Below are 19,410 nucleotides of genomic sequence, written 5' to 3'. Positions count from 1 at the left end.
TAACTACGCCCCGATAGTGCGCCGCAGCAATCGCTCACGTCAAGTGCCCGCCGGATGAGCGGAGAATTGGTTTCTTTTCTAATTAATTCAGCAGCTTACGCCGCATCACACTGGTGCCGTTGCACCACCGAGGGGAAACCAGCCGTACCGCTTTGGTGCCAAGTGGATAGCCTGCCCCGGACGGGTCGTCGTGCCTTCCTGGTCCGATGCCAGTTCGATATCCACTTCATCGCCCGCCTCCAGCCGCGCGCGCAGGCGGAGCCGGGGCCCGTTGCGTTGCGCCGCGACGATCGTCGCCGGCCATCCCGTCCCGTCATCGACCATGCGCAGATCCTCCGGCCGCACGAACACCTCCGCATCGCCCTGCCCGCCTGCATCCCGGACCGCCAGCGGCAGGCCTGCGGCATGCAGCGCCCCCGCCTCCCAGCGTGCCGGCAAGCGGTTGACGGCGCCCACGAAGGAATAGACGAACGCTGATGCGGGCGCGTCGTACGCATCCGCCGGACTGCCCAGCTGCTCAATCCGGCCGCGATTGAGGATGGCGACGCGATCCGCCAGTTCCAGCGCCTCTTCCTGGTCGTGGGTCACGAAGATGGTGGTCAGTCCGGTGCGGTCGTGCAGTTCGCGCAGCCAGCGGCGCAGATCGCGGCGCACCTGCGCATCGAGCGCGCCGAACGGCTCGTCAAGCAGCAGCACCCGCGGCTCGATGGCGAGCGCCCGGGCGAGTGCGACACGCTGGCGCTGCCCGCCGGACAACTGCGACGGATAGCGGCCGCCCAGTCCATCGAGTTGCACCAGCGACAGCAGTTCGGCGACGCGGGCGCGGATCGCCGCATCGGCCACCCGCTGCTTGCCGCGACGCACGCGCAGGCCGAAGCCGATGTTCTCTTCCACGGTGAGGTGGCGGAACAGCGCGTAATGCTGGAAGACGAAGCCCGCGCGACGGGCCTGCACGCTCAGTGAGCCGGCATCCTCGCCGTCGAACAGCACGCGTCCGCCATCGGCCTGCTCCAGCCCCGCGATCACGCGCAACAACGTGGTCTTGCCGGAACCGGAAGGGCCCAGCAGCGCCAACAGTTCGCCTTGGCGGATGTCGAGGGTGACATCGTCCAGCGCGGTGAAGGTGCCGAACCGCTTCTGCAGGTGCTCGATCTTGATGCTCATGTGTCGTCTCAGTGCCGGTGGTTGGCGGCGAGCGCTTCGCCGTGCCGCCATTCGAGCCAGGTCTTCAGCGCCAGCGTCACCAGCGCGGTGAGCGCCAGCAGCGAAGCCGCCGCGAAGGCCGCGCTGTAGGCGTATTCGTTGTAGAGGATCTCGACGTGAAGCGGCAGCGTGTTGGTGCGCCCGCGGATATGGCCGGACACCACGGAGACCGCGCCGAACTCGCCGAGCGCGCGCGCGCTGCACAACAACACGCCGTACAGGAGCGCCCATCGGATGTTGGGCACGGTGACGCGCCAGAACGTCTGCCATCCGCTGGCGCCCAGGCTGAGCGCGGCGAGCTCTTCGTCCGTGCCCTGCTGTTCCATCAGCGGCATCAGCTCGCGGGCGATGAACGGGAAGGTCACGAAGATCGTGGCCAGCACGATGCCCGGTAGCGCGAAGATGATCTTCGGCAGTTGCAGGTGCAGCTCGCCCAGCAGCGGCAACGACAGGCGCCAGCCCTCGTCCACCAGCGCGTACGCCCAGCCCTGCGCGCCGAAGATCAGCACGTAGATCAGGCCGGCCACCACGGGCGATACCGCGAACGGCAGGTCGATCAGGGTCACCAGCCAGCGCTTGCCGCGGAATTCGTGCTTGCTGACCGCCCACGCCGCCGCCACGCCGAACAGCAGGTTCAGCGGCACGACGATCGAGGTCACCAGCAACGTCAGCTTCACGGCGGCCAGTGCGTCGGCCTCGCTGACCGCCGCGACGAAGGCCGCCAGGCCGCCGCGCAACGCTTCCACGAACACCAGCGCCAGCGGCAGCACCAGGAAGGACAGCAGGAAGCCCAACGCCCCCAGGACCAGCAGCACCTGCACCCAGACGGGCTCGCTGGTCGCGGCGCGATGGCGCGATGGGGCGGACGCGCGGGGCTCCACGGATAAGGACTCCGGTGGCAAGGCGATCACGGCCGAGATCGTGTCGCCCATGTTACCCCCCTGCCCGCTTGCCGGTGCGCTGCAGCCGCGCCTGCAGCGTGTTGATCACCAGCAGCAGCGCGAAGGACAACAGCAGCATCGCGGCGGCGATCGCCGTCGCGCCTTCGTAGTCGAATTCCTCCAGTTTGATCGTGATCAGCAGCGGCGCGATCTCGGACACGCCAGGCAGGTTGCCGGCGATGAAGATCACCGAGCCGTACTCGCCCACGCCGCGCGCGAATGCCAATGCGAAGCCCGCCAGCACGGCGGGCCACAGGGTCGGCAGCACCACGCGCCGCACGGTCTGCCAGCGGCTGGCACCGAGCGTCGCCGCCGCTTCCTCGAGCTCCACTTCCACTTCCGCCAGCACCGGCTGCACCACGCGCACGACGAACGGCAGGCCGATGAAGACCAGTGCCACCGTGATGCCCAGCGGCGTGTAGGCCACCTTGATGCCCGCCGCCTCCAGCCATTGCCCGATCCAGCCGGTCGGACCGTACAGCGCGGTCAATGCGATGCCCGCCACTGCGGTCGGCAGCGCGAACGGCAGGTCGATCATCGCGTCGAACAGGCGCTTACCCGGAAACCGGTAGCGCACGAATACCCACGCCACCAGCGTACCCATCACCGCATTGAACGCGGCCGCCGCGAGCGCGGTCCCGAAGCTGATGCGCAACGCGGCCAGCACGCGGGGCTCGGTCCAGATCGACCACAATCCCGCGATCCCCAGACCGCTGGCCTTGACGAACACCCCTACCAGCGGAACAAGCACGATCAGCCCCAGCCACAACAACGTGTAGCCGAGGCTGAGGCCGAAACCGGGAATGACGCGTCGCGTGCGCGTCCTTCCCGGCCATGCGGAGGGCGCTACCGCCATGCCTACTTCGCCTGGATCTGGTCGAACACGCCGCCATCAGCGAAATGCGTCGCCTGCGCCTTGGCCCAGGAACCGAACACGCCGTCGATGGTGACCAGCTCCAGCTTCGGGAAACGGGCCACGTCCTCGGGCGCGGCGTACTGCGGATAGCGCGGACGGTAGTAGTGCTTGGCGGCGAGCCGCTGGCCGGTCGGCGAGTACAGGTACTTCAGGTAGGCCTGCGCGACGTCACGGGTGCCGTGCTTGTCCACGTTGCGGTCCACCAGCGCCACCGGCGGCTCGGCCAGGATCGACAGCGACGGCACGACGATGTCGAACTTGTCGGGGCCGAGTTCCTCGATCGACAGGAACGCCTCGTTCTCCCAGGCCAGCAGCACGTCGCCGATGCCGCGCTGCACGAAGGTGGTGGTCGATCCGCGCGCACCGGTATCCAGCACCGGCACGTTGCGGAACAGCGCGCGCACGAAGTTGCGCGTCTTGGCCTCGTCGCCCTTGAAGATCTTCAGGCCGTAGGCCCACGCCGCGAGGTAGTTCCAGCGCGCGCCGCCCGAGGTCTTCGGATTCGGCGTGATCACCGCCACACCGGGCTTCAGCAGGTCGTGCCAGTCGCGGATCTTCTTCGGGTTGCCCTTGCGCACCAGGAACACGATGGTCGAGGTATAGGGGGCACTGTTCTCGGGCAGGCGCGACTGCCAGTTCGCCGGGAACAGCTTGGCGCGCTGGGAGATCGAATCCACGTCGTAGGCCAGCGCCAGCGTGACGACGTCGGCCTCCAGGCCGTCGATCACCGAACGGGCCTGCTTGCCGGAACCGCCGTGCGAGGTCTCGATGCTGACCTTCTGCTGCTTGGTCTTCTGCCATTCCGCGGCGAAGGCCGCGTTGAATTCACGATAGAACTCACGCGTGGGATCGTACGAGACATTGAGCAGCTCGACGTCCTTGGCACTTGCCGCGACGGCGAGGGTGAAGCCGAACGCCAGCAGCGCGGTGCGGGCATGGCGGCGGAGGAAGGATTGCGTCATGGCGTCGTCTCCGGAATCAGAATGCGACCTGCAGTCGCGAGAACACGGCTTTCTCGTCCTCGCGGTCGGCGCCAGCGACGGCGCCGCCTTCGAACTGCGTGTCGAGGTAGTTGAGTACCAGCTTCAGGTTACTGTTGAGGTACCAGTTCACGCCCACCGTCCAGGACTTCGCGCGACGCGCGGACACCGCGGCGTCGGCGAACACCGGGAACGCACGGTCGTCGATCTCCAGGACGCCGTAGCGGCCCACCAGTTCCCAAGCACCCCATCCGCCCTTGCCGGGGCTGAAGGGATGCGAGGGCTTCACGACGCCGCGATAGCTTGCGTCCTCACCGGTGAGCACGTAGCTGGCGGTGGCCTGCCAGGCGGTGTTCTCCAGCTCGGCCGCGGTCGCGCCGACCTGCAGTTCCTGCTTGGACGCGATGTATTCGGCAAGCAGCCCGAATCGGTTGCGGTAGAAGTAGCCCTGCGGCGACCAGCGCGTACGGCGTCCGTCGGCCGCCACGGCGCTGCGGTAGTTGAAGAATTGCACCTGCCCCGGCGTGCGGTAGCGCGGCAGGATGTTGTTGCCGGTGCCCACCGTGTCGCCGACGCTGCCGCCGAGGCCGAAGCCCAGCCCGGACCAGAACCCGGCGCCATCCTTGAAAGGTTCGACGAACACCCGGCCGGCGAATTCGAATTCGTCATCGGGATTGGTCGTCACCGCGTCGCGGCCGTCGACCGTGCCATTGAACACGCCGATGGCATAGCTGACCTTGCTGCCCGCCAGTTCGCCCTGCAGCTGCACACCGATGTCGCGGTTCGGCGCCAGTTCGCTGGGCAGCGCGCGTTCGATGTCCGACAGCGCCGACGACGACTGCAGGCGCTCCAGCCCGACCGGCGACGTGAACTTGCCGAGGCGCACCGTCGCGGCGGGCGAGAACTTCAGGTCGGCGTACGCATCGACGATGCTGGCGCTGTCGCCCGCGAACTCCGGCGTGAACCGGAACCCGACCCACTTGCCCAACGTGCCTTCGATGGTCGGCCGCGCGGTGCGCAGCAGGAACGTGTCGTACGTACCCGACGGCACGCCGCTGCTGAAGAACCGGCCGTCGCCCTGCAGCAGGCCACGGATCTTGATCTCGTAGTCGCCGTTGGCCGACTTCAGCGACGCGCCCTTGTCGTTCACGGCGACCACGGGAGCCTCTTTCGCCTTGGCCGCGGCTTCTTCCTGCTGCAGTTCCAGCCGGCGCTCCAGTACCCGCAGGCGCTGATCGAGTTCGCCCAGCGTCGAGGGTGCGCTTTCGCCCTGTTCGTCCGCGACGGCGGGCGGCGCCTCGCCGACGCGTCGTTCCAGGGCTTGCAGGCGTTGCAGCAGCTGTTCCACGGTGGGCTGGCTCTGTGCGGACACGGGCAGGGCGAGGCAACAGGCCAGCGCGCCCAGGAGGGTAGTGCCCTTGCCTGCGTGCCTGCCTGAGCCCGAGTGTGTCCGCATGTCTGCTTGTCCCCGCGTGAAGGCCTTGATCGGCCGGAAATGCGATGCTGCGTGTGCACATGCCACCGGGGAAATGACGAAAGGGCGACCGCTTATGCCGTAACCGCATGACGCGACCGGGGTGGCGGAAGGGCCCGGGTAGAATGGTGGCCTGCCCATTCCCTCCCTGCCCCATGTCCAATCCGCTGACCGCCCACTACGCCGCCACCCTGGACGAGATCCGCGCCCAGGGCCTGTTCAAGTCCGAACGCATCATCACCGGGCCGCAGTCGGCCGAGATCACCCTGGAAGACGGCCGCACGGTGCTGAACTTCTGCGCCAACAACTACCTGGGCCTGGCCGACCATCCGGACATCATCCAGGCGGCGAAGGAGGCACTGGACACGCACGGGTTCGGGATGGCGTCGGTGCGGTTCATCTGCGGCACGCAAGACCTGCACAAGCAGCTCGAGAAGACGATCGCCGACTTCTTCGGCACCGAGGACACCATCCTCTACGCGGCCTGCTTCGATGCGAACGGCGGGTTGTTCGAACCCCTGCTCGGCGAAGACGACGCGATCATCTCCGATGCGCTGAACCACGCCTCGATCATCGACGGCGTGCGTTTGTGCAAGGCCAAGCGCTTCCGCTACGCCAACTGCGACATGGCCGATCTGGAAGCGCAGCTGCAGGCGGCCGATGCGGCCGGCTGCAAGACCAAGCTGATCACCACCGATGGCGTGTTCTCGATGGATGGCTTCATCGCGCCACTGGACGAGATCACCGCGCTGGCGAAGAAGTACGGCGCGCTGGTCCACATCGACGAGTGCCATGCGACCGGCTTCCTCGGCGCGACGGGACGCGGCTCGGCGGAGGTGAAGGGCGTGCTGGACAAGATCGACATCGTCACCGGCACACTGGGCAAGGCGATGGGAGGCGCGCTCGGCGGCTTCACCACGGCGCGCCGCGAAGTCATCGAGCTGCTGCGCCAGCGCTCGCGCCCCTATTTGTTCTCCAACTCATTGCCGCCGCACGTCGTGGCGGCCGGCATCAAGGCGTTCGAGATGCTGGCTTCGGCCGGCGACCTGCGCGAGCGACTGCGCGAGAACACGGCGTACTTCCGCGAGCGCATGACGGCTGCGGGCTTCGACATCAAGCCAGGCGTGCATCCGATCAGTCCGGTGATGCTGTACGACGCGCCGCTCGCGCAACGCTTCGCCGAACGCCTGCTCGAAGAAGGCATCTACGCGATCGGCTTCTTCTTCCCCGTCGTGCCGAAGGGCCAGGCGCGCATCCGCACGCAGATCAGCGCCGCGCACACGCGTGAGCACCTGGACCGCGCCATCGATGCCTTCATCCGGATCGGGCGCGAACTGGGCGTGGTGCCGGCGTAACCGGCACCCCCGTCCCGTTTCAACGGGCGCGCTTGCTCGAGCCGGTCGAGCCTTTCGGCTTGGCCGGCGCACCCTTGGCGACACGGATGCCGCGCGCCTTCATCCAGGCGTCGAATTCTTCAGCCGTCATGCTGCGGCCGTTCTGCTGCATGTCGAAGCGGTGGCCATGCGGCCCAGGCGCGACGGTCACGACGTCATCCTTGGGCGCGCTCTTGCCGGCGGTGCCCGGCGCGTGGCTGGCGCACCCCGCCAGCAGGCCGAAAGCAAGCAGCAGCGCATAGCGCGCCGACGGGCGCGCAATCAGGTTCAACATGTCTTTTCCCCATTGGTCTGGCGAGAGCGAGTGTAGGCAGCCGCCGGGCGCGGAACCCGGACGGTGGTCGCGCAATCAATGTCCGGTCGTCGGCGCGAGCGTCTCGCGCTCCTGCGCATCGAGCAGACGCCAGGCACCCTTGGCGAGCGGACCCAGTTCGATGGAACCGATCGCCACCCGCACCAGGCGCAGCACGCGGACATCGAACGCCTCGAGCAGCCGGCGGATCTGCCGGTTGCGTCCTTCGTCGAGGACGATCTCCAGCCACGCATTGCGCTCGCCCGCGCGCAGCAACCGTGCATGCCGTGCCGCCAGGCGCTCGCCGCCCACGTCCACGCCGGCCTGCAGGGCCTCGATCAGCATGGCATCCGGCACCCGATCAACCTGCACGTGGTAGGTCTTGTCGGGACCGTGCGCCGGATCGGTGATGCGCGCGGCCCACTCCGGATCGTTGGTGAACAACAGCAGCCCTTCGCTGGCCTTGTCCAGGCGCCCGACCGGCGCGAGCCACGGCAGGCCCGCATCTTCCAGGCAGCGATAGACCGTGTCGCGCCCCTGTTCGTCGCGGGTGGTCGTGACCAGGCCGCGCGGCTTGTTGAGCATCAGGTAGTGACGGGGCGTGGCCGCAGGCGCGCTGCCATCCACCCGCACGACATGGCGGCCGGCGACGACGGGAAACTCGGGATCGCGGACGATGCGTCCGTCGACGGAAACGCGCCCTTCCCCGATCCAGCGCGCGGCTTCGCTGCGCGAGCACACGCCCTGCTTGGACAGGACGCGCGCCAGGCCATGGCGCACGGCGGGCGTCGCATCGGCGCGGGCGCGCGCACGAACGCGCCCTCGCGGGTCACGGGGCAGTCGCGGCGCAGGCATTGCGTGGCTGCAGAAAGAAACGGCCGGGATACCGGCCGTTGGGGATCAGTTCTTCTTCGCCGGTTCGGCCGGCGCCGGTGCGGGCGCGGCCGCCGGCGTGCCCGGCGCCTTCACGACGCGCACGCCGCGGGACTTCATCCAGGCATCGAATTCGTCGGCGGTCATGCGCTTGCCGTTCTGGCTCATGTCGAAGCGCCACGGCGTGTTGTCGTGCGCGGTCTTCGGCTGGTACGCGGCCGGGCTGTTGGCGACCGCGGCGGCGGGTGCACCGGTCGGCGCGGGCAGCGCCTTGGCGACGTTGCGGCACCCTTCGATGCGCAGGCGCAACAGGACGCGGTCGACCGACTGGGCTTCATCGAATGCATGCGAAGCGAGCACCCCCGACGGCGCGCCGAGTTGCGTGGCGGTGGCGGCGAACTCCGGCGCCACCGGCGCGATCACCGTGGCGGGCGCCTTGAGCGGTGCCGGTGCCAGGCCGCTCGTGCAATCCGGCGCCGCGTGAGCCGCAGGAACGGCGGCGACGCACAGCAGGCTGGCGAGGACATGACGGCGCATCGGCAACTCCTGAGTCTTCTACGTGCCGCGAGTGTAGGCAGCGCATACGGGCATGGCAAGAAAATGCAGGTCGCAACGCGCAGCGATGCGAAAAGACGGCGCTGGATCACGCAAGCCGCGCGAACCGCACCCAAAAAGAAGCCCGGCACAAGGCCGGGCTTCGGTACTGCGGGAAGAGCGTCCGATCAGTTCTGGACGTTCAGTTCCGTACGACGGTTACGCTCGCTCTTGCAGCCCGGCAGGGTCTGCGCGGTCGGCTCCAGCGGACGGCTTTCGCCGTAACCGACCGGGCCCACCAGACGCGAAGCGTCGACGCCGTTCTTCGTCAGGTAGTCGTACACGGTCTGCGAACGACGCTGCGACAGCGACTGGTTGTAGGCGTCCGCACCGCACAGGTCGGTGTGGCCGGCCACTTCGACGCGCAGGTCGGGGTAGCGCTTCAGGATCTCGGCGGCTTCGCTCAGGATCGCGATCGCGTCCGGACGCAGGGTCGACTTGTCGAAGTCGAAGTTCACGCCCTTCAGGTCGATCGAGACCTGCACCGGGCAGCCGTCCGGACCGATGGTCTGGCCAGCCTGCGAACCGGGGCACTTGTCGTCGCAGTTGTTGACGCCGTCACCGTCGTCGTCCAGGTCCGCACAGGTGGTGGTCGGAGCCGGGGCCGGCGCCGGGGCGGCTTCCGCCTTCGGGCCCAGCGGGATCACGACGCCGACCGACGCCAGCACGTCACCGAACCAGCTCTCTTCCTGCTGGTGGATGCCGCCTTCGGCGGTGTAGCTCTGGTCGTCGAAGTCGGCGCGGTAGGCCACTTCGGCACGCACGGCGACGCGCTTGTCGAAGGTACCCTGCAGACCGATACCCAGCTTGGCGGCCAGGTTGTTGTCACGACGCTGCGCCGGCGAGTCCGGGCTGTTGATCACGTACTCTTCTTCCGAGCGCTGCATGCCCAGGCCCGTCACGATGTACGGGTTCCAGCTACGGCCGTCCTGGATGAAGTGGCGACGCAGATCCAGCGAGATGCCGTACTGGCTCCAGTTGAGGTCGTCGTTGAAGTTGAAGCTCGGGTTCTGGTAGTTCAGCTCACCGTCGATCGACCAGTTCGGGCTGATGAACTTACCCAGGCCCAGCGTACCGAACTGGGTGTCATCGGTGCGGCGATCCGTATCCTGCAGGTTCCAGCCCACCGAACCCGTCAGGTACCAACGGTCGTCGAATTCCTGCGCCATCGCGGTGTTTGCGAGGCTCAGGCCGCCCAGCAGCGCGGCGCAGAGAATCTTCTTGTTCATTTGCAGCTCCTTGGAAAGGTCAGGTGTAGAGAAACCGAAATACTGTGTTCGTGGTTCCGGTGATTCTTTTTGTTATTCGAGGCGACAGACTCCCGTCGCCTTGCTGAACAGATTATGCGTCGACACGTGAAGACTGTGTTAACGGTACCATAACAAGTTGGGCAAGGTTAACACTCTTCCCGAGAACCGGCACCAGAACGTGCCTCCAACCGCCGCCCGGGGCCTGATCGAAGCACCCAGCGCCAACAGGGCAACACACTGATGCACCGGCATGGCTTGGTAAGCACCCGGCCTGCCGCAATGCTGGCGACATGGACGCACTGCCTTCCCACTCCCTGCCCAGCCTCTTCCTTTCGCATGGCTCGCCGATGCTGGCGGTGGAGGATTCGCCTACCGGCCGCTTCCTGGACCACCTCGGCGAGCGACTGCCGCGACCGCGGGCCATCGTCGTGGCGTCCGCCCACTTCATCCATGCGCGCCCCACCGTCACGGCGACGCCCTCGCCCGGCACGATCCACGATTTCGGCGGTTTCCCCGAGGCGCTCTACCGCATCCAGTACCCCGCCATGGGTGCGCCTGCGCTGGCGGAACAGGTCGCCGCGCATCTCCAGGACGCTGGTTTCCCGGCCCAGGTCGATGCGCGGCACGGACTCGATCATGGGGTGTGGGTGCCGCTGCGAAGGATGTATCCCGACGCCGACATCCCGGTAATCGCGCTGTCGGTGAACCCGGCGCAGACGGCGGAGTGGCATTACCGACTGGGACAGGCGCTGGCGCCACTGCGCGCGCAGGGCGTGCTGGTGGTCGGGTCCGGCGGGTTTTCGCACAACCTGCGTGCCCTGGACTGGCAACACGCGCAGGCGGCCCCGTACGACTGGGTCGCGGCGTTCACCGATGCCTTGCGCGAGCGGCTGCTGGCCGGCGACATCGCGGGCGCGCTGGACTGGACCGCCCTGCCGGACGCCCATCGCAACCATCCCACCACCGAACACCTGTTTCCGCTGTACGTCGCCCTCGGCGCTGGCGGCGATGGCGCCAGGGGCCGGCTGCTCCACCGCGACGTCGAGATGGGCGGCCTGGCCCTGGACGCCTTCGCGTTCGAGCCCGCCTGATCAGGCCTGCAGCCCGCGCTCCCAGGGCGGGTGGTCGCCGAACTGCTCGATCAGGAAGTCGGTGAACGCCCGCACGCGCGGCGGTACGAGGCGGCGTTGCGGCATCACCGCGCTGATCGCCGTCGTGGCCAGCGGGTAGTCCGGCAACACCACCTCCAGCCGCCCGGCGCGCAGATCGTCGGCCACGTGCCACAGCGAGTGGATGACGATGCCCTCGCCCGCCAGCGACGCATCGCGCAGGACTTCGCCGAAATTGCTTTCGAAGCGGCCCTGCACGCGCACGGCGACCTCGCCACCCGCCGGCGTGCCCAGGCGCCACACATCCTGGCGACCGCCGCTACCGAACAGCAGCAGGCAGTCGTGTTGGGTGAGATCCTCGGGGGCACGCGGGCGACCGCGTCGGCGCAGATAATCGGGCGAGGCGCACAGCACGCGCCGGTTGGGCGCGATCCGCCGCGCCACCAGGCGCGAGTCGTCCAGTGCCCCGATGCGGATCGCCAGGTCGAAGCCTTCGCTGACCAGGTCCACCACGTTGTCGCTGAGGTGGATGCTCAGGCGCAGCTTCGGGTGGCGTGCGAGGAAGGCCGGCAGCAGCGGCGAAACGTACTGGCGTCCGAACGACGCGGAGGTCGTCACCCGCAAGGTGCCGGCGACTTCGCGGGCCGCCTCGCGCAAGCCGGTGCCGAGCGTCTCGAGTTCCTCCACCAGCACGCGACCCTGCTCGGCGAGTGCAGCGCCTTCCGGCGTGGGATGCAGCCGACGGGTGGTCCGGTGCAGCAGGCGCACCCCCAGCTCCTTCTCCAGTCGCTTCAGGCGCTGACTGGCCACCGCGACCGAGAGGTCCAGACTGTGGGCCGCCGCCGTGATCGACCCGAGGTCGAGCACGCGCAGGAACAGGGCCAAGTCGCCGACACGGTCCATTATCAATAATCCATTGATAGTGATTCGACATATTCACCGTTTCTCGTCAGGAAGGGAAGGCGCAAGCTGCGCGCCACGTTCCCCTGCCCGTCGCTGCCATGACCCCCACTCCCTCTCCCTCCCGGCTGCCACTCGGCCTGTACGCGCTGACGGCCGGCGCGTTCGGCATCGGCACCACCGAGTTCGTCATCATGGGCCTGCTAATGCAGGTCGCCGCCGACCTTCATGTCTCCATCGCCGCGGCTGGCCTGCTGATTTCCGGCTACGCGCTGGGCGTGTTCGTTGGCGCACCGCTGCTGACCGCCGCCACCAACCGGATGCCGCGCAAGGCGGTGCTCGTCGCGCTGATGATCGTGTTCACGCTCGGCAACCTGGCCTGTGCGCTGGCGCCCAGCTATGAGCTGCTGATGGCGGCGCGCGTGGTCACCTCGCTGGCGCACGGCACGTTCTTCGGTGTGGGTGCGGTCGTGGCGACCGGGCTGGTCAGCGAAGACCGCAAGGCGTCCGCCATCTCCATCATGTTCACCGGCCTGACCGTGGCCACGCTGCTCGGCGTGCCCGCGGGTGCCTGGCTGGGCCTCGAGTACGGCTGGCGCGCCACGTTCTGGGCGGTGACCGCGATCGGCGTGTTCGCCACCGTCATCATCGCCACGCTGGTGCCGGCCGACCACAGCGCGCCGACGCCGCTGTCGTTCCGTGAGGAACTGCGCGTGGTGACGCGTCCGCAGGTGTTGCTGGGCCTGCTAATGACCGTGCTCGGCTTCGGCGGCATGTTCACCGTCTACACCTACATCCAGCCGCTGCTGACCCAGGTGACGGGCTTCGCCGATGCCGCGGTGTCGCCGATCCTGTTGGTCTTCGGCGTGGGCATGATCGTCGGCAACCTGCTGGGCGGGCGCTTCGCCGATCGCCGGCTGGCGACGGCCCTGCTCGGCACGCTGGCGTTGCTGGCGCTGGTGATGGGCGTGATGAGCTTCGCGCTGCACAGCCGCTGGGCGATGATCCTCTTCACCGGCCTGCTGGGCGCTGCCGCCTTCGCGACCGTCTCGCCGCTGCAACTGTGGGTGCTGCAGAAGGCCAGCGATGCGCAGAGCCTGGCGTCCAGCCTCAACATCGGTGCCTTCAATCTGGGCAACGCGCTCGGCGCGTGGCTCGGCGGCGTGGTGATCTCGCAGGGCCTGGGCCTGTCCGCACTGCCCTGGGTCGCTGCCCTGGTGCCGGCCTCCGCCTTCGCGGTCGCCCTGTGGGCGCTCGCGCTGGAGCGCCGCCAGCGCTTCGCGCTCGCCGCTGACTGCGCCTGATCCTCCCTTTGTCGCATCGCCTCTTTGTCCCGCGCGCCGCATCATCGTGGCACGCGCCCTGATTCCCCACGAGGACCCGCCATGAAAGCCGTCGCCCTGACCCGTTACCTGCCTATCGACGATCCGCAATCGCTGCTGGACGTCGAACTCGAGACCCCCACCGCCACCGGCCACGACCTCCTCGTGCGCGTGGAGGCCGTGTCGGTGAATCCCGTCGATACGAAAGTGCGCTCGCCCAAGTCGCAGGTCGAAGCGCAGCCGAAAGTGCTGGGCTACGACGCTGCGGGCGTGGTCGAAGCCGTCGGCGAGGCGGTGACGCGCTTCAAGCCCGGCGACACCGTCTACTACGCCGGCGACATCACCCGCTCCGGCAGCAACGCCCAGTTCCAGCTGGTCGACGAGCGCATCGTTGGCCGCAAACCCGCGTCGCTGGATTTCGCGCAGGCCGCGGCATTGCCGCTGACCACGATCACCGCGTGGGAGTTGTTGTTCGACCGCATGCCGTACGCCATCGACGGCGGTGGCAACGGAAAGACGCTGCTGGTGATCGCCGGAGCCGGCGGCGTCGGCTCGATCGCCATCCAGCTCGCCAAGCGCGCCGGCTTCACCGTCATCGCGACGGCATCACGCCAGGACACGATCGACTGGTGCAAGGCGCTGGGTGCCGACCACGTGATCAACCATCGCGAGCCGCTCGGCCCGCAGCTGAAGGCACTGGGCTTCGATACCGTAGATGCCGCGCTGAACCTCGCGGACACCGACCGCTATTGGACCGAACTGGGCGAACTGCTCGCGCCGCTGGGGCATGTCGGCCTGATCGTCGAACCGCGCGGCGAGCTGCGCATCGGCGACCCCTACAAGGCCAAGAGCCTCGGCATCCACTGGGAAATGATGTTCGCGCGGCCGCGTTTCCGCACCGCCGACATCGGCGAACAGGGCGCGTTGCTGGATCGCGTCGCCGACCTGATCGACGCCGGCGCGCTGCGCGGCACGCTGACCGACACGCTCTCACCGATCAATGCCGCGAACCTGCGCGAGGCGCATCGCCGGCTGGAATCGGGCGCCACCATCGGCAAGCTGGTGGTCGCCGGCTGGTAAAGAAGGCCGGCCTGTGGGAGCGACGTAAGTCGCGACTGGAGGATGGAGATACCTGCATCTCCTGACAGCCCCATCGCGACTTACGTCGCTCCCACAGGATGATGCTTCTTACGCGGCCGCGGCGTCTCCGCTGCGGTCGCGCTTGAGCACGGCGACCGGCTCGGCCCAAGTGCTCGCGGTGCGCCGCTTGCTCGTCGCCAGCACCAGGTCGGACGGTTCGAACACGTTGACGTTGTGCGTGATCGGCGTGGTCAGGATGTACTGCGCATCGGTCGAGCGCAGGAAACGGCCGACCTTCTCGATGTTGGCCACGTCCAGGTGCGCGAACGGTTCGTCGATGAAGACGAAGCCGCCCGGCTGTTCTTCGTCGCGCAGCAACGCCACCAGCAGCAGCAACGATTTCATCACCTGCTGGCCGCCCGACGCTTCGCCGTCGTCCAGGCCGATCCAGCCCTTGCGGTCGAAATCGAAACGCACGGTCAGGCCGGCCTGCGCCAGCGCGGTGTCCTCGTTCACCAGGTCGGGCAGTTCGGCATCCACGCCGATGCCCGCCAGTTCGCCGAGCGAGGCCAGGTTCCGCTTGTAGCGACGCACGGTGGCACGCAACACGTTGATATAGGCGCCGCGTGCCTCTTCGGTCAGCCGGCGCGCCCGGTGCAGGTGGGTTTCGCGCTTGCCGATGGCGGCTTCCAGCCCCGCGTGATCGGCCGCGAATTTGTCCCGCAGCGCGACGCAGCCGTCGTCCTCGACGTAGCCGCCGCGCGCGATGCGCTCGTCGATGCGTTCGAGCTCACGCCGCACCGCGCTGGCGCTTTCGTAGTCCTCGCGTGTCGCCCGCAGCACCGATGCGCTACGCCAGGCCGCCGGCATCTGCGCGCGGCGCTTGCGGAAGTCGACGATCCGCTGCGCGAGCGCCAGGCGTTCCTGGCCGATCTGCTGGCCACGCTCGTGCAACTCGCCCGTGAGGGCCTTGATCTCGCCGGCGCGGCTGGCCGCTGCGATGCCTTCGGCCTTGTCCTGCGCTTCGAGTGCGTCGAGTTGCTGGCGTGCCTCCGCCAATGCGGCGCCGGCCCCGGCGGCGGCCTCGGCCAAAGCCGGCAACCGCTCTGCCGCGTCGGCGAACTCGGCCGCGCGCGTCACCAGCTCCTGTCCGGCATCGAGGCCGAGTAGGCGCGACTGGGCGGCATCGAGCTGGCGGCGCAGCGATGCCAGTGCGTCCTCGCGCACCTGCGCGCGGTCCTGCAACGCGGCGTGCTCCGCGCGCAACGACACCAGCTGCGCCTGGCGCGCACCGGTACCGAAGTGATGCGCACCGCCGCCGATGTGGCGGCCGCCGCGCTGTTCGCGCAGGTAGCCCTTGGCGGTGATCCAGTCCTGCCCCTTCGGCAGGCGATGGCCGGCTTCGACATCGGCCACGCGCTGCAGGCGGTCGAGATGGCGCGGCAACCAAGCAGGCGGATCGTCGGAGAAGCGCACGACTTCCAGCAACGAGCCCTTCGTTGCCTGCTCCACCGGCGTGCGGTCGGCGACGACGAAGTGCCGGTACTGCAGCTGTTCGCCCAGGCGCCAGGCCTCGCGCGCATCCTTCGGCTGCTCCAGCAGCACCAGGTGCCGATAGGGCGCCAGCACGGCCTCGACCGCCGTCGCCCACTCGGGATCGACGACGTCGATCAGTTCGGTCAGCACGCGGTGGGCGATGCCCTGGCGATCCAGTGCGGCGCGGAAGTCGCGCTCGAACGGTTCGACCACCCGGCCACCGCCGCTGATAGCCGCCACCTGCGCGGCGATCTCGCCGGTCCGCTGGCGGTCGCGCTCGGCTTCCAGCTTCAATTCGGCCTGACGTCGCCGACCGTCTTCCAGTTCGCGGCTCAGGGCATCGACATCGGCACCGCCGCGTTCGGCCTGCAGCCTGGCCAGTTCGTCATGGCGACGGACCAGCGACTCGGCATCGCGCGCGTGGTCGCGGGCCTGGGTGAAGGCGGCTTCCGCCTGCTTGAGCTGGGCGCGCGTGTCGGCCAGATCGGAACCGGCGCGATCGCGCTGCAGCTGCGCGCTCACTTCCAGCGCCAGCAGGGCCGCATGCGTGCGCTGCCGCTCGCGCAGCGCGCGCCGCAGGCCGGTCAGGCGCGGGCGTGCGCCCTCGATGGTGGCGCGCTGGTCGGCCAGTTCCACCTTCGGCGCGATCTCGGTCTGCAGCCGATTGCGCTGCGACCGCAACGACAGGCCGTCCTCGAACGAGCGCACGTCGGCGCGCGACGATTCCAGCCTGACGTGCAGTTCGGCCAGCCCTTGCTGGAGCTGGGCGATCTCCTTCTCCACGTCGAACTGCTCGTTGCGGGCGCGCTGATAGTCGTCGAGCACCGCCTTGTCTTCGAACACGTCGAAGACCAGTTGCAGCAGTTCGCGCGGCGACAGCTGGCATAGCTTGTCGGTGGCACCCTGCTCCAGGGTCAGCACGCGGCAGATCGCGCGGCTCAGGCCGGCACCCGCCAGGCGCACGCGGTAGTCGCGCACGCCCAGCCAGTCGCCGCCCTGGTCCAGCGTCTCCACCGGCACGTCGCCGGCGACGATCTGGTAGTCGCGCGACCAGTCGCCGCCCCGCTTGCGGATGCGGCAGGCGATGGTCACCTGTTCGTCCATGTGGGGGAAGAACGCGCGCTTGCCGCGGCGATCGACCGGATTGCTGACCACCGCGCGCAGCCAGGCATACGGCTTGCCGTTGTGGCGCAGGTAGGTCTTGTAGTCGCGCGCCATGTCGCGATCGTCGATGGCCAGCAACGTGCGCAACGCATCGAGCAGCGTGGTCTTGCCGGAGCCGTTCGGCCCCACGACGGTGATGATCGATGCGTCCAGCGGCAGCGTGTAGCGCTGCCAGTAGTCCCAGTGCACGACTTCCAGGCTGCGGAACTCAAACATCGGCCTGCTCCTCGTTCACTTCATCCATGCTTTCGTCGATTGGAGTCTCCGGCGCATTCGCCTGCGAGGCGCGCGCTTCCTCGATCACGTGCGCGAGCGCGCCGTCCATCACGCGGCTGGCGATGCGCTCGTAGTCGAACGCCAGGTCCAGCAGCGGGCCTTCGTGGATGCGCTCGCGACGGCGCACGATGAAGCCGTGCCGCTGCAGGGTGCCCAGGCTCATCTGCAGGCGGCCCTTGCCGCCCAGGCGGTCGGCGAAATCCGCCAGCAGCGTGCGCTCGTTGAGCGGCTCGACCATGTCGCCGCCGACCGGCACCGGCTTCAGTTCGGCGAACATCTGTTCCTGCTCGTGCTGGCGCTCGCCTTCCTGCCGCGCGATCTGGCGCTGGCGCTTGGGCAGCACCAGCAGGGCCCACAGCACCACCAGCAGCGCGATGGCGTCGCGGCCGAGCGAGAGGTTGCTGGCCGCCCACGCATCGCCATGGCCGAAGACGTCGCTCTCCTGCGGGCGCGCGATGCCGACGGCGACATGCGCGGCGTAAGGATGTTCGAGCAGGCGCAAGCCGGCGGCGGCGAGGCGACGATCCAGGTCGTCGCGCAGGTCGGCATCGACGAGCACCTGGCGCACGGCGCGGTCTTCGCGCGGCAGCCAGCGTTCGGCCAACAGCCGGGCGATCAGGGAAGCGATGGAATCGTTCATGCGGTACGGGTTTTCTTCTTGCGGGAGGGCGCCGGCTCGGCCGGCGCCTCGGGGCTTTGCGGCAACAGGCGGCCGCGGCTCATATAGGCCACGCCGGCGCGCTGCACGGGCTCGAATTCGGCATCGACATGCCACTGCATCGGCAGCTGCGCCAGCGAGGCCGCGACGCCGTGCCGGTTCTCGGCACCGGCATCGCCGATCAGGCCGAGCAACGACAGGCGGTAGGCACTGAGCGCGAAGCCGTCCTGCGGCACCCAGTCCGACAGCGGCGCTTCGGCGTCCAGCGCCGCCAGCTGGTCGAACCATTGCTCGGCGTGGCCGTAGTCGTTCTGCACCACCGGCGCCTGCGTATCGACGGGTGCTACCTGGGCCGGCGGCAGCGAGGCATCGTCCTGCGCCGCGCGTTCGCGCTCGACCAGTTCGTACTCGGCCACGTCCAGTGCGATCGGGCCCAGCGCGAACGCGGGTTGCGGCAGCCGCGCGAGCACGTCGTCCGCCAGATCCGCCAGGGCGGACGCATCGAGCGCACGCAGGTAGCGGTTGACGTCGGAGGACGACAGGCCGCTCGCGCCGAGATGGACGCGATGGCGATCGAGCTGGTTGAGGGCGCGCTGGAACACCGACGCCTGCCGCAGCAGCGCGCTCTGCGCGCGCCCGATCTGCTGGGCGACCCGGTGGGTTGCGGTGTCGAGCTCGCCATCGGCGGCGATGTCGCGGATCAACGCCGTGCCCTTCTCCACCCATTGCCAGACCGACTGCAGGGTGTCGGCGGCGCGCTGGATGCGGTGTTCGGATCCGCTGAGCACGGCCTGGTCGAAGTCTTCGCGCAGTTCGTTGAGGCGCGACAGCAGATGCTGCAGATCGTCGGCACCGACGCGGCCCATCGCCTGGCCCGCGGCGAGCTGGGCGGTGACGTAGGCCAATTCATCGCCTTCGCGGTTGAACTGCAGCAGCAGGCCGATCGACGCCAGCGCCTGGCGGCCCACCGGGCTGATGCGGTAACGCTGGCTGGGGGCGTCCCACAGCAGCAGGCCGTTCTCACGCAGGCGGCCGAGCACGGTGTCGAATTTGACCGCATCCAGGTAGGCGAACTGCTCGCGCAGTTCCTGCGGCGACCAGTCCGGGGCCTGTCCGCGCTCGCCGATGGTGCGCAGGACCAGCAGGCGGACCATGACGCTCTCCTCGCCGCCGTGGAACAGCGTCGAGAAGGCCCGCAGCAAGTCGCGGGCGTTGAGCAGGGGGTGGAGGTCCGGCAGGTCCGCGGCGGCGATGCCGGCGCGCAGGTAGTCGTGCAGGGGCGGTGAGGCGGTATCCATGAAGGGCCGGGAACCTGGGTAGCCCATGGTCCCCGAGCCGCCGACGGCGGACAACTCTTGCAAGCCGGCCGGGTCTGTGCCCTGCTTCGCGCCGCGGATGCCGCTTGCGCCGGACGCGCTGGCGCGGCATCGTTCGCTCCTTCCATACGC

General features: G+C 68.6%; 17 protein-coding genes. 4 read left to right on the top strand and 13 right to left on the bottom strand.

Going from position 1 to position 19,410, the window contains the following annotated elements; all coding sequences use genetic code 11:
• Positions 1-105: 105 nt before the first annotated feature.
• The 5 genes from BLT45_RS06170 to BLT45_RS06150 are packed head-to-tail and all read right to left on the bottom strand — an operon-like array spanning position 106 to position 5,496.
• Positions 106-1,164 (bottom strand): sulfate/molybdate ABC transporter ATP-binding protein, encoded by a 1,059-nt coding sequence (locus BLT45_RS06170; protein WP_093296472.1) that lies wholly within the window; start codon positions 1,162-1,164, stop codon positions 106-108.
• Between the two features lie 8 nt (positions 1,165-1,172).
• Positions 1,173-2,135, bottom strand: coding sequence for a sulfate ABC transporter permease subunit CysW (cysW, locus tag BLT45_RS06165; RefSeq protein WP_093296469.1), 963 nt, complete (start codon positions 2,133-2,135; stop codon positions 1,173-1,175).
• 1 nt (position 2,136) lies between these two features.
• Positions 2,137-3,000, bottom strand: coding sequence for a sulfate ABC transporter permease subunit CysT (cysT, locus tag BLT45_RS06160; RefSeq protein WP_093296466.1), 864 nt, complete (start codon positions 2,998-3,000; stop codon positions 2,137-2,139).
• A gap of 2 nt (positions 3,001-3,002) precedes the next feature.
• On the bottom strand, positions 3,003-4,022 hold the full coding sequence (locus tag BLT45_RS06155) for a sulfate ABC transporter substrate-binding protein (RefSeq protein WP_093296464.1): 1,020 nt from the start codon (positions 4,020-4,022) through the stop codon (positions 3,003-3,005).
• A gap of 16 nt (positions 4,023-4,038) precedes the next feature.
• Positions 4,039-5,496, bottom strand: coding sequence for an OprO/OprP family phosphate-selective porin (locus BLT45_RS06150; protein WP_093296462.1), 1,458 nt, complete (start codon positions 5,494-5,496; stop codon positions 4,039-4,041).
• A gap of 173 nt (positions 5,497-5,669) precedes the next feature.
• On the opposite strand from BLT45_RS06150, the gene kbl reads away from it, so the two are divergent.
• Positions 5,670-6,869, top strand: coding sequence for a glycine C-acetyltransferase (gene kbl, locus BLT45_RS06145; RefSeq protein WP_093296460.1), 1,200 nt, complete (start codon positions 5,670-5,672; stop codon positions 6,867-6,869).
• Positions 6,870-6,888: 19 nt separating this feature from the next.
• On the opposite strand, the gene BLT45_RS06140 is transcribed toward kbl, so the two are convergent.
• The 4 genes from BLT45_RS06140 to BLT45_RS06125 all read right to left on the bottom strand — a co-directional run bounded on the left by BLT45_RS06140 (position 6,889) and on the right by BLT45_RS06125 (position 9,896).
• The gene (locus BLT45_RS06140; RefSeq protein WP_093296458.1) at positions 6,889-7,182 is read right to left on the bottom strand and encodes a hypothetical protein; all 294 of its coding nucleotides are present in this window, start codon (positions 7,180-7,182) and stop codon (positions 6,889-6,891) included.
• Positions 7,183-7,257: 75 nt separating this feature from the next.
• Positions 7,258-8,055: a pseudouridine synthase gene (locus BLT45_RS06135; RefSeq protein ID WP_093296455.1), complete on the bottom strand. Its 798-nt coding sequence runs from the start codon at positions 8,053-8,055 to the stop codon at positions 7,258-7,260.
• Positions 8,056-8,100: 45 nt separating this feature from the next.
• Positions 8,101-8,610, bottom strand: coding sequence for a hypothetical protein (locus tag BLT45_RS06130; RefSeq protein ID WP_093296452.1), 510 nt, complete (start codon positions 8,608-8,610; stop codon positions 8,101-8,103).
• Between the two features lie 185 nt (positions 8,611-8,795).
• The gene (locus BLT45_RS06125; protein WP_093296449.1) at positions 8,796-9,896 is read right to left on the bottom strand and encodes an OmpA family protein; all 1,101 of its coding nucleotides are present in this window, start codon (positions 9,894-9,896) and stop codon (positions 8,796-8,798) included.
• A gap of 311 nt (positions 9,897-10,207) precedes the next feature.
• Between BLT45_RS06125 and BLT45_RS06120 the strand changes: the two genes are divergently transcribed.
• The gene (locus BLT45_RS06120; RefSeq protein WP_093296447.1) at positions 10,208-11,008 is read left to right on the top strand and encodes a dioxygenase family protein; all 801 of its coding nucleotides are present in this window, start codon (positions 10,208-10,210) and stop codon (positions 11,006-11,008) included.
• Here the strand turns inward: BLT45_RS06120 and BLT45_RS06115 are convergent, their stop codons facing one another.
• Entirely contained in the window at positions 11,009-11,929 is a 921-nt protein-coding gene (locus tag BLT45_RS06115) for a LysR family transcriptional regulator (protein WP_093296445.1), read from the bottom strand. It lies immediately after the preceding gene.
• Between the two features lie 98 nt (positions 11,930-12,027).
• On the opposite strand from BLT45_RS06115, the gene BLT45_RS06110 reads away from it, so the two are divergent.
• Both BLT45_RS06110 and BLT45_RS06105 read left to right on the top strand, forming a co-directional pair.
• The gene (locus BLT45_RS06110) at positions 12,028-13,230 is read left to right on the top strand and encodes an MFS transporter (RefSeq protein ID WP_093296442.1); all 1,203 of its coding nucleotides are present in this window, start codon (positions 12,028-12,030) and stop codon (positions 13,228-13,230) included.
• Positions 13,231-13,311: 81 nt separating this feature from the next.
• Positions 13,312-14,328 (top strand): zinc-binding alcohol dehydrogenase family protein, encoded by a 1,017-nt coding sequence (locus tag BLT45_RS06105; RefSeq protein WP_093296440.1) that lies wholly within the window; start codon positions 13,312-13,314, stop codon positions 14,326-14,328.
• A gap of 108 nt (positions 14,329-14,436) precedes the next feature.
• Here BLT45_RS06105 and BLT45_RS06100 read toward each other — a convergent pair whose 3' ends face one another.
• Genes BLT45_RS06100 through BLT45_RS06090 form a run of 3 tightly spaced genes read right to left on the bottom strand, consistent with a single transcriptional unit; the run spans position 14,437 to position 19,260 of the window.
• Positions 14,437-17,244 (bottom strand): AAA family ATPase, encoded by a 2,808-nt coding sequence (locus BLT45_RS06100; protein ID WP_093296438.1) that lies wholly within the window; start codon positions 17,242-17,244, stop codon positions 14,437-14,439.
• Positions 17,237-17,944, bottom strand: a complete 708-nt coding sequence (locus tag BLT45_RS06095) for a hypothetical protein (protein ID WP_093296435.1) — start codon at positions 17,942-17,944, stop codon at positions 17,237-17,239. The genes BLT45_RS06100 and BLT45_RS06095 overlap by 8 nt, the downstream gene beginning before the upstream one ends.
• The gene (locus BLT45_RS06090; RefSeq protein ID WP_093296429.1) at positions 17,941-19,260 is read right to left on the bottom strand and encodes a hypothetical protein; all 1,320 of its coding nucleotides are present in this window, start codon (positions 19,258-19,260) and stop codon (positions 17,941-17,943) included. The genes BLT45_RS06095 and BLT45_RS06090 overlap by 4 nt, the downstream gene beginning before the upstream one ends.
• Positions 19,261-19,410 lie beyond the last annotated feature (150 nt).

It is taken from the genome of Pseudoxanthomonas sp. CF385 (genome assembly GCF_900104255.1).
Classification (GTDB): Bacteria; Pseudomonadota; Gammaproteobacteria; order Xanthomonadales; family Xanthomonadaceae; genus Pseudoxanthomonas_A.
Note: the sequence above shows the minus strand (reverse complement) of the source record. Positions and strands in the feature narration are given on the sequence as shown.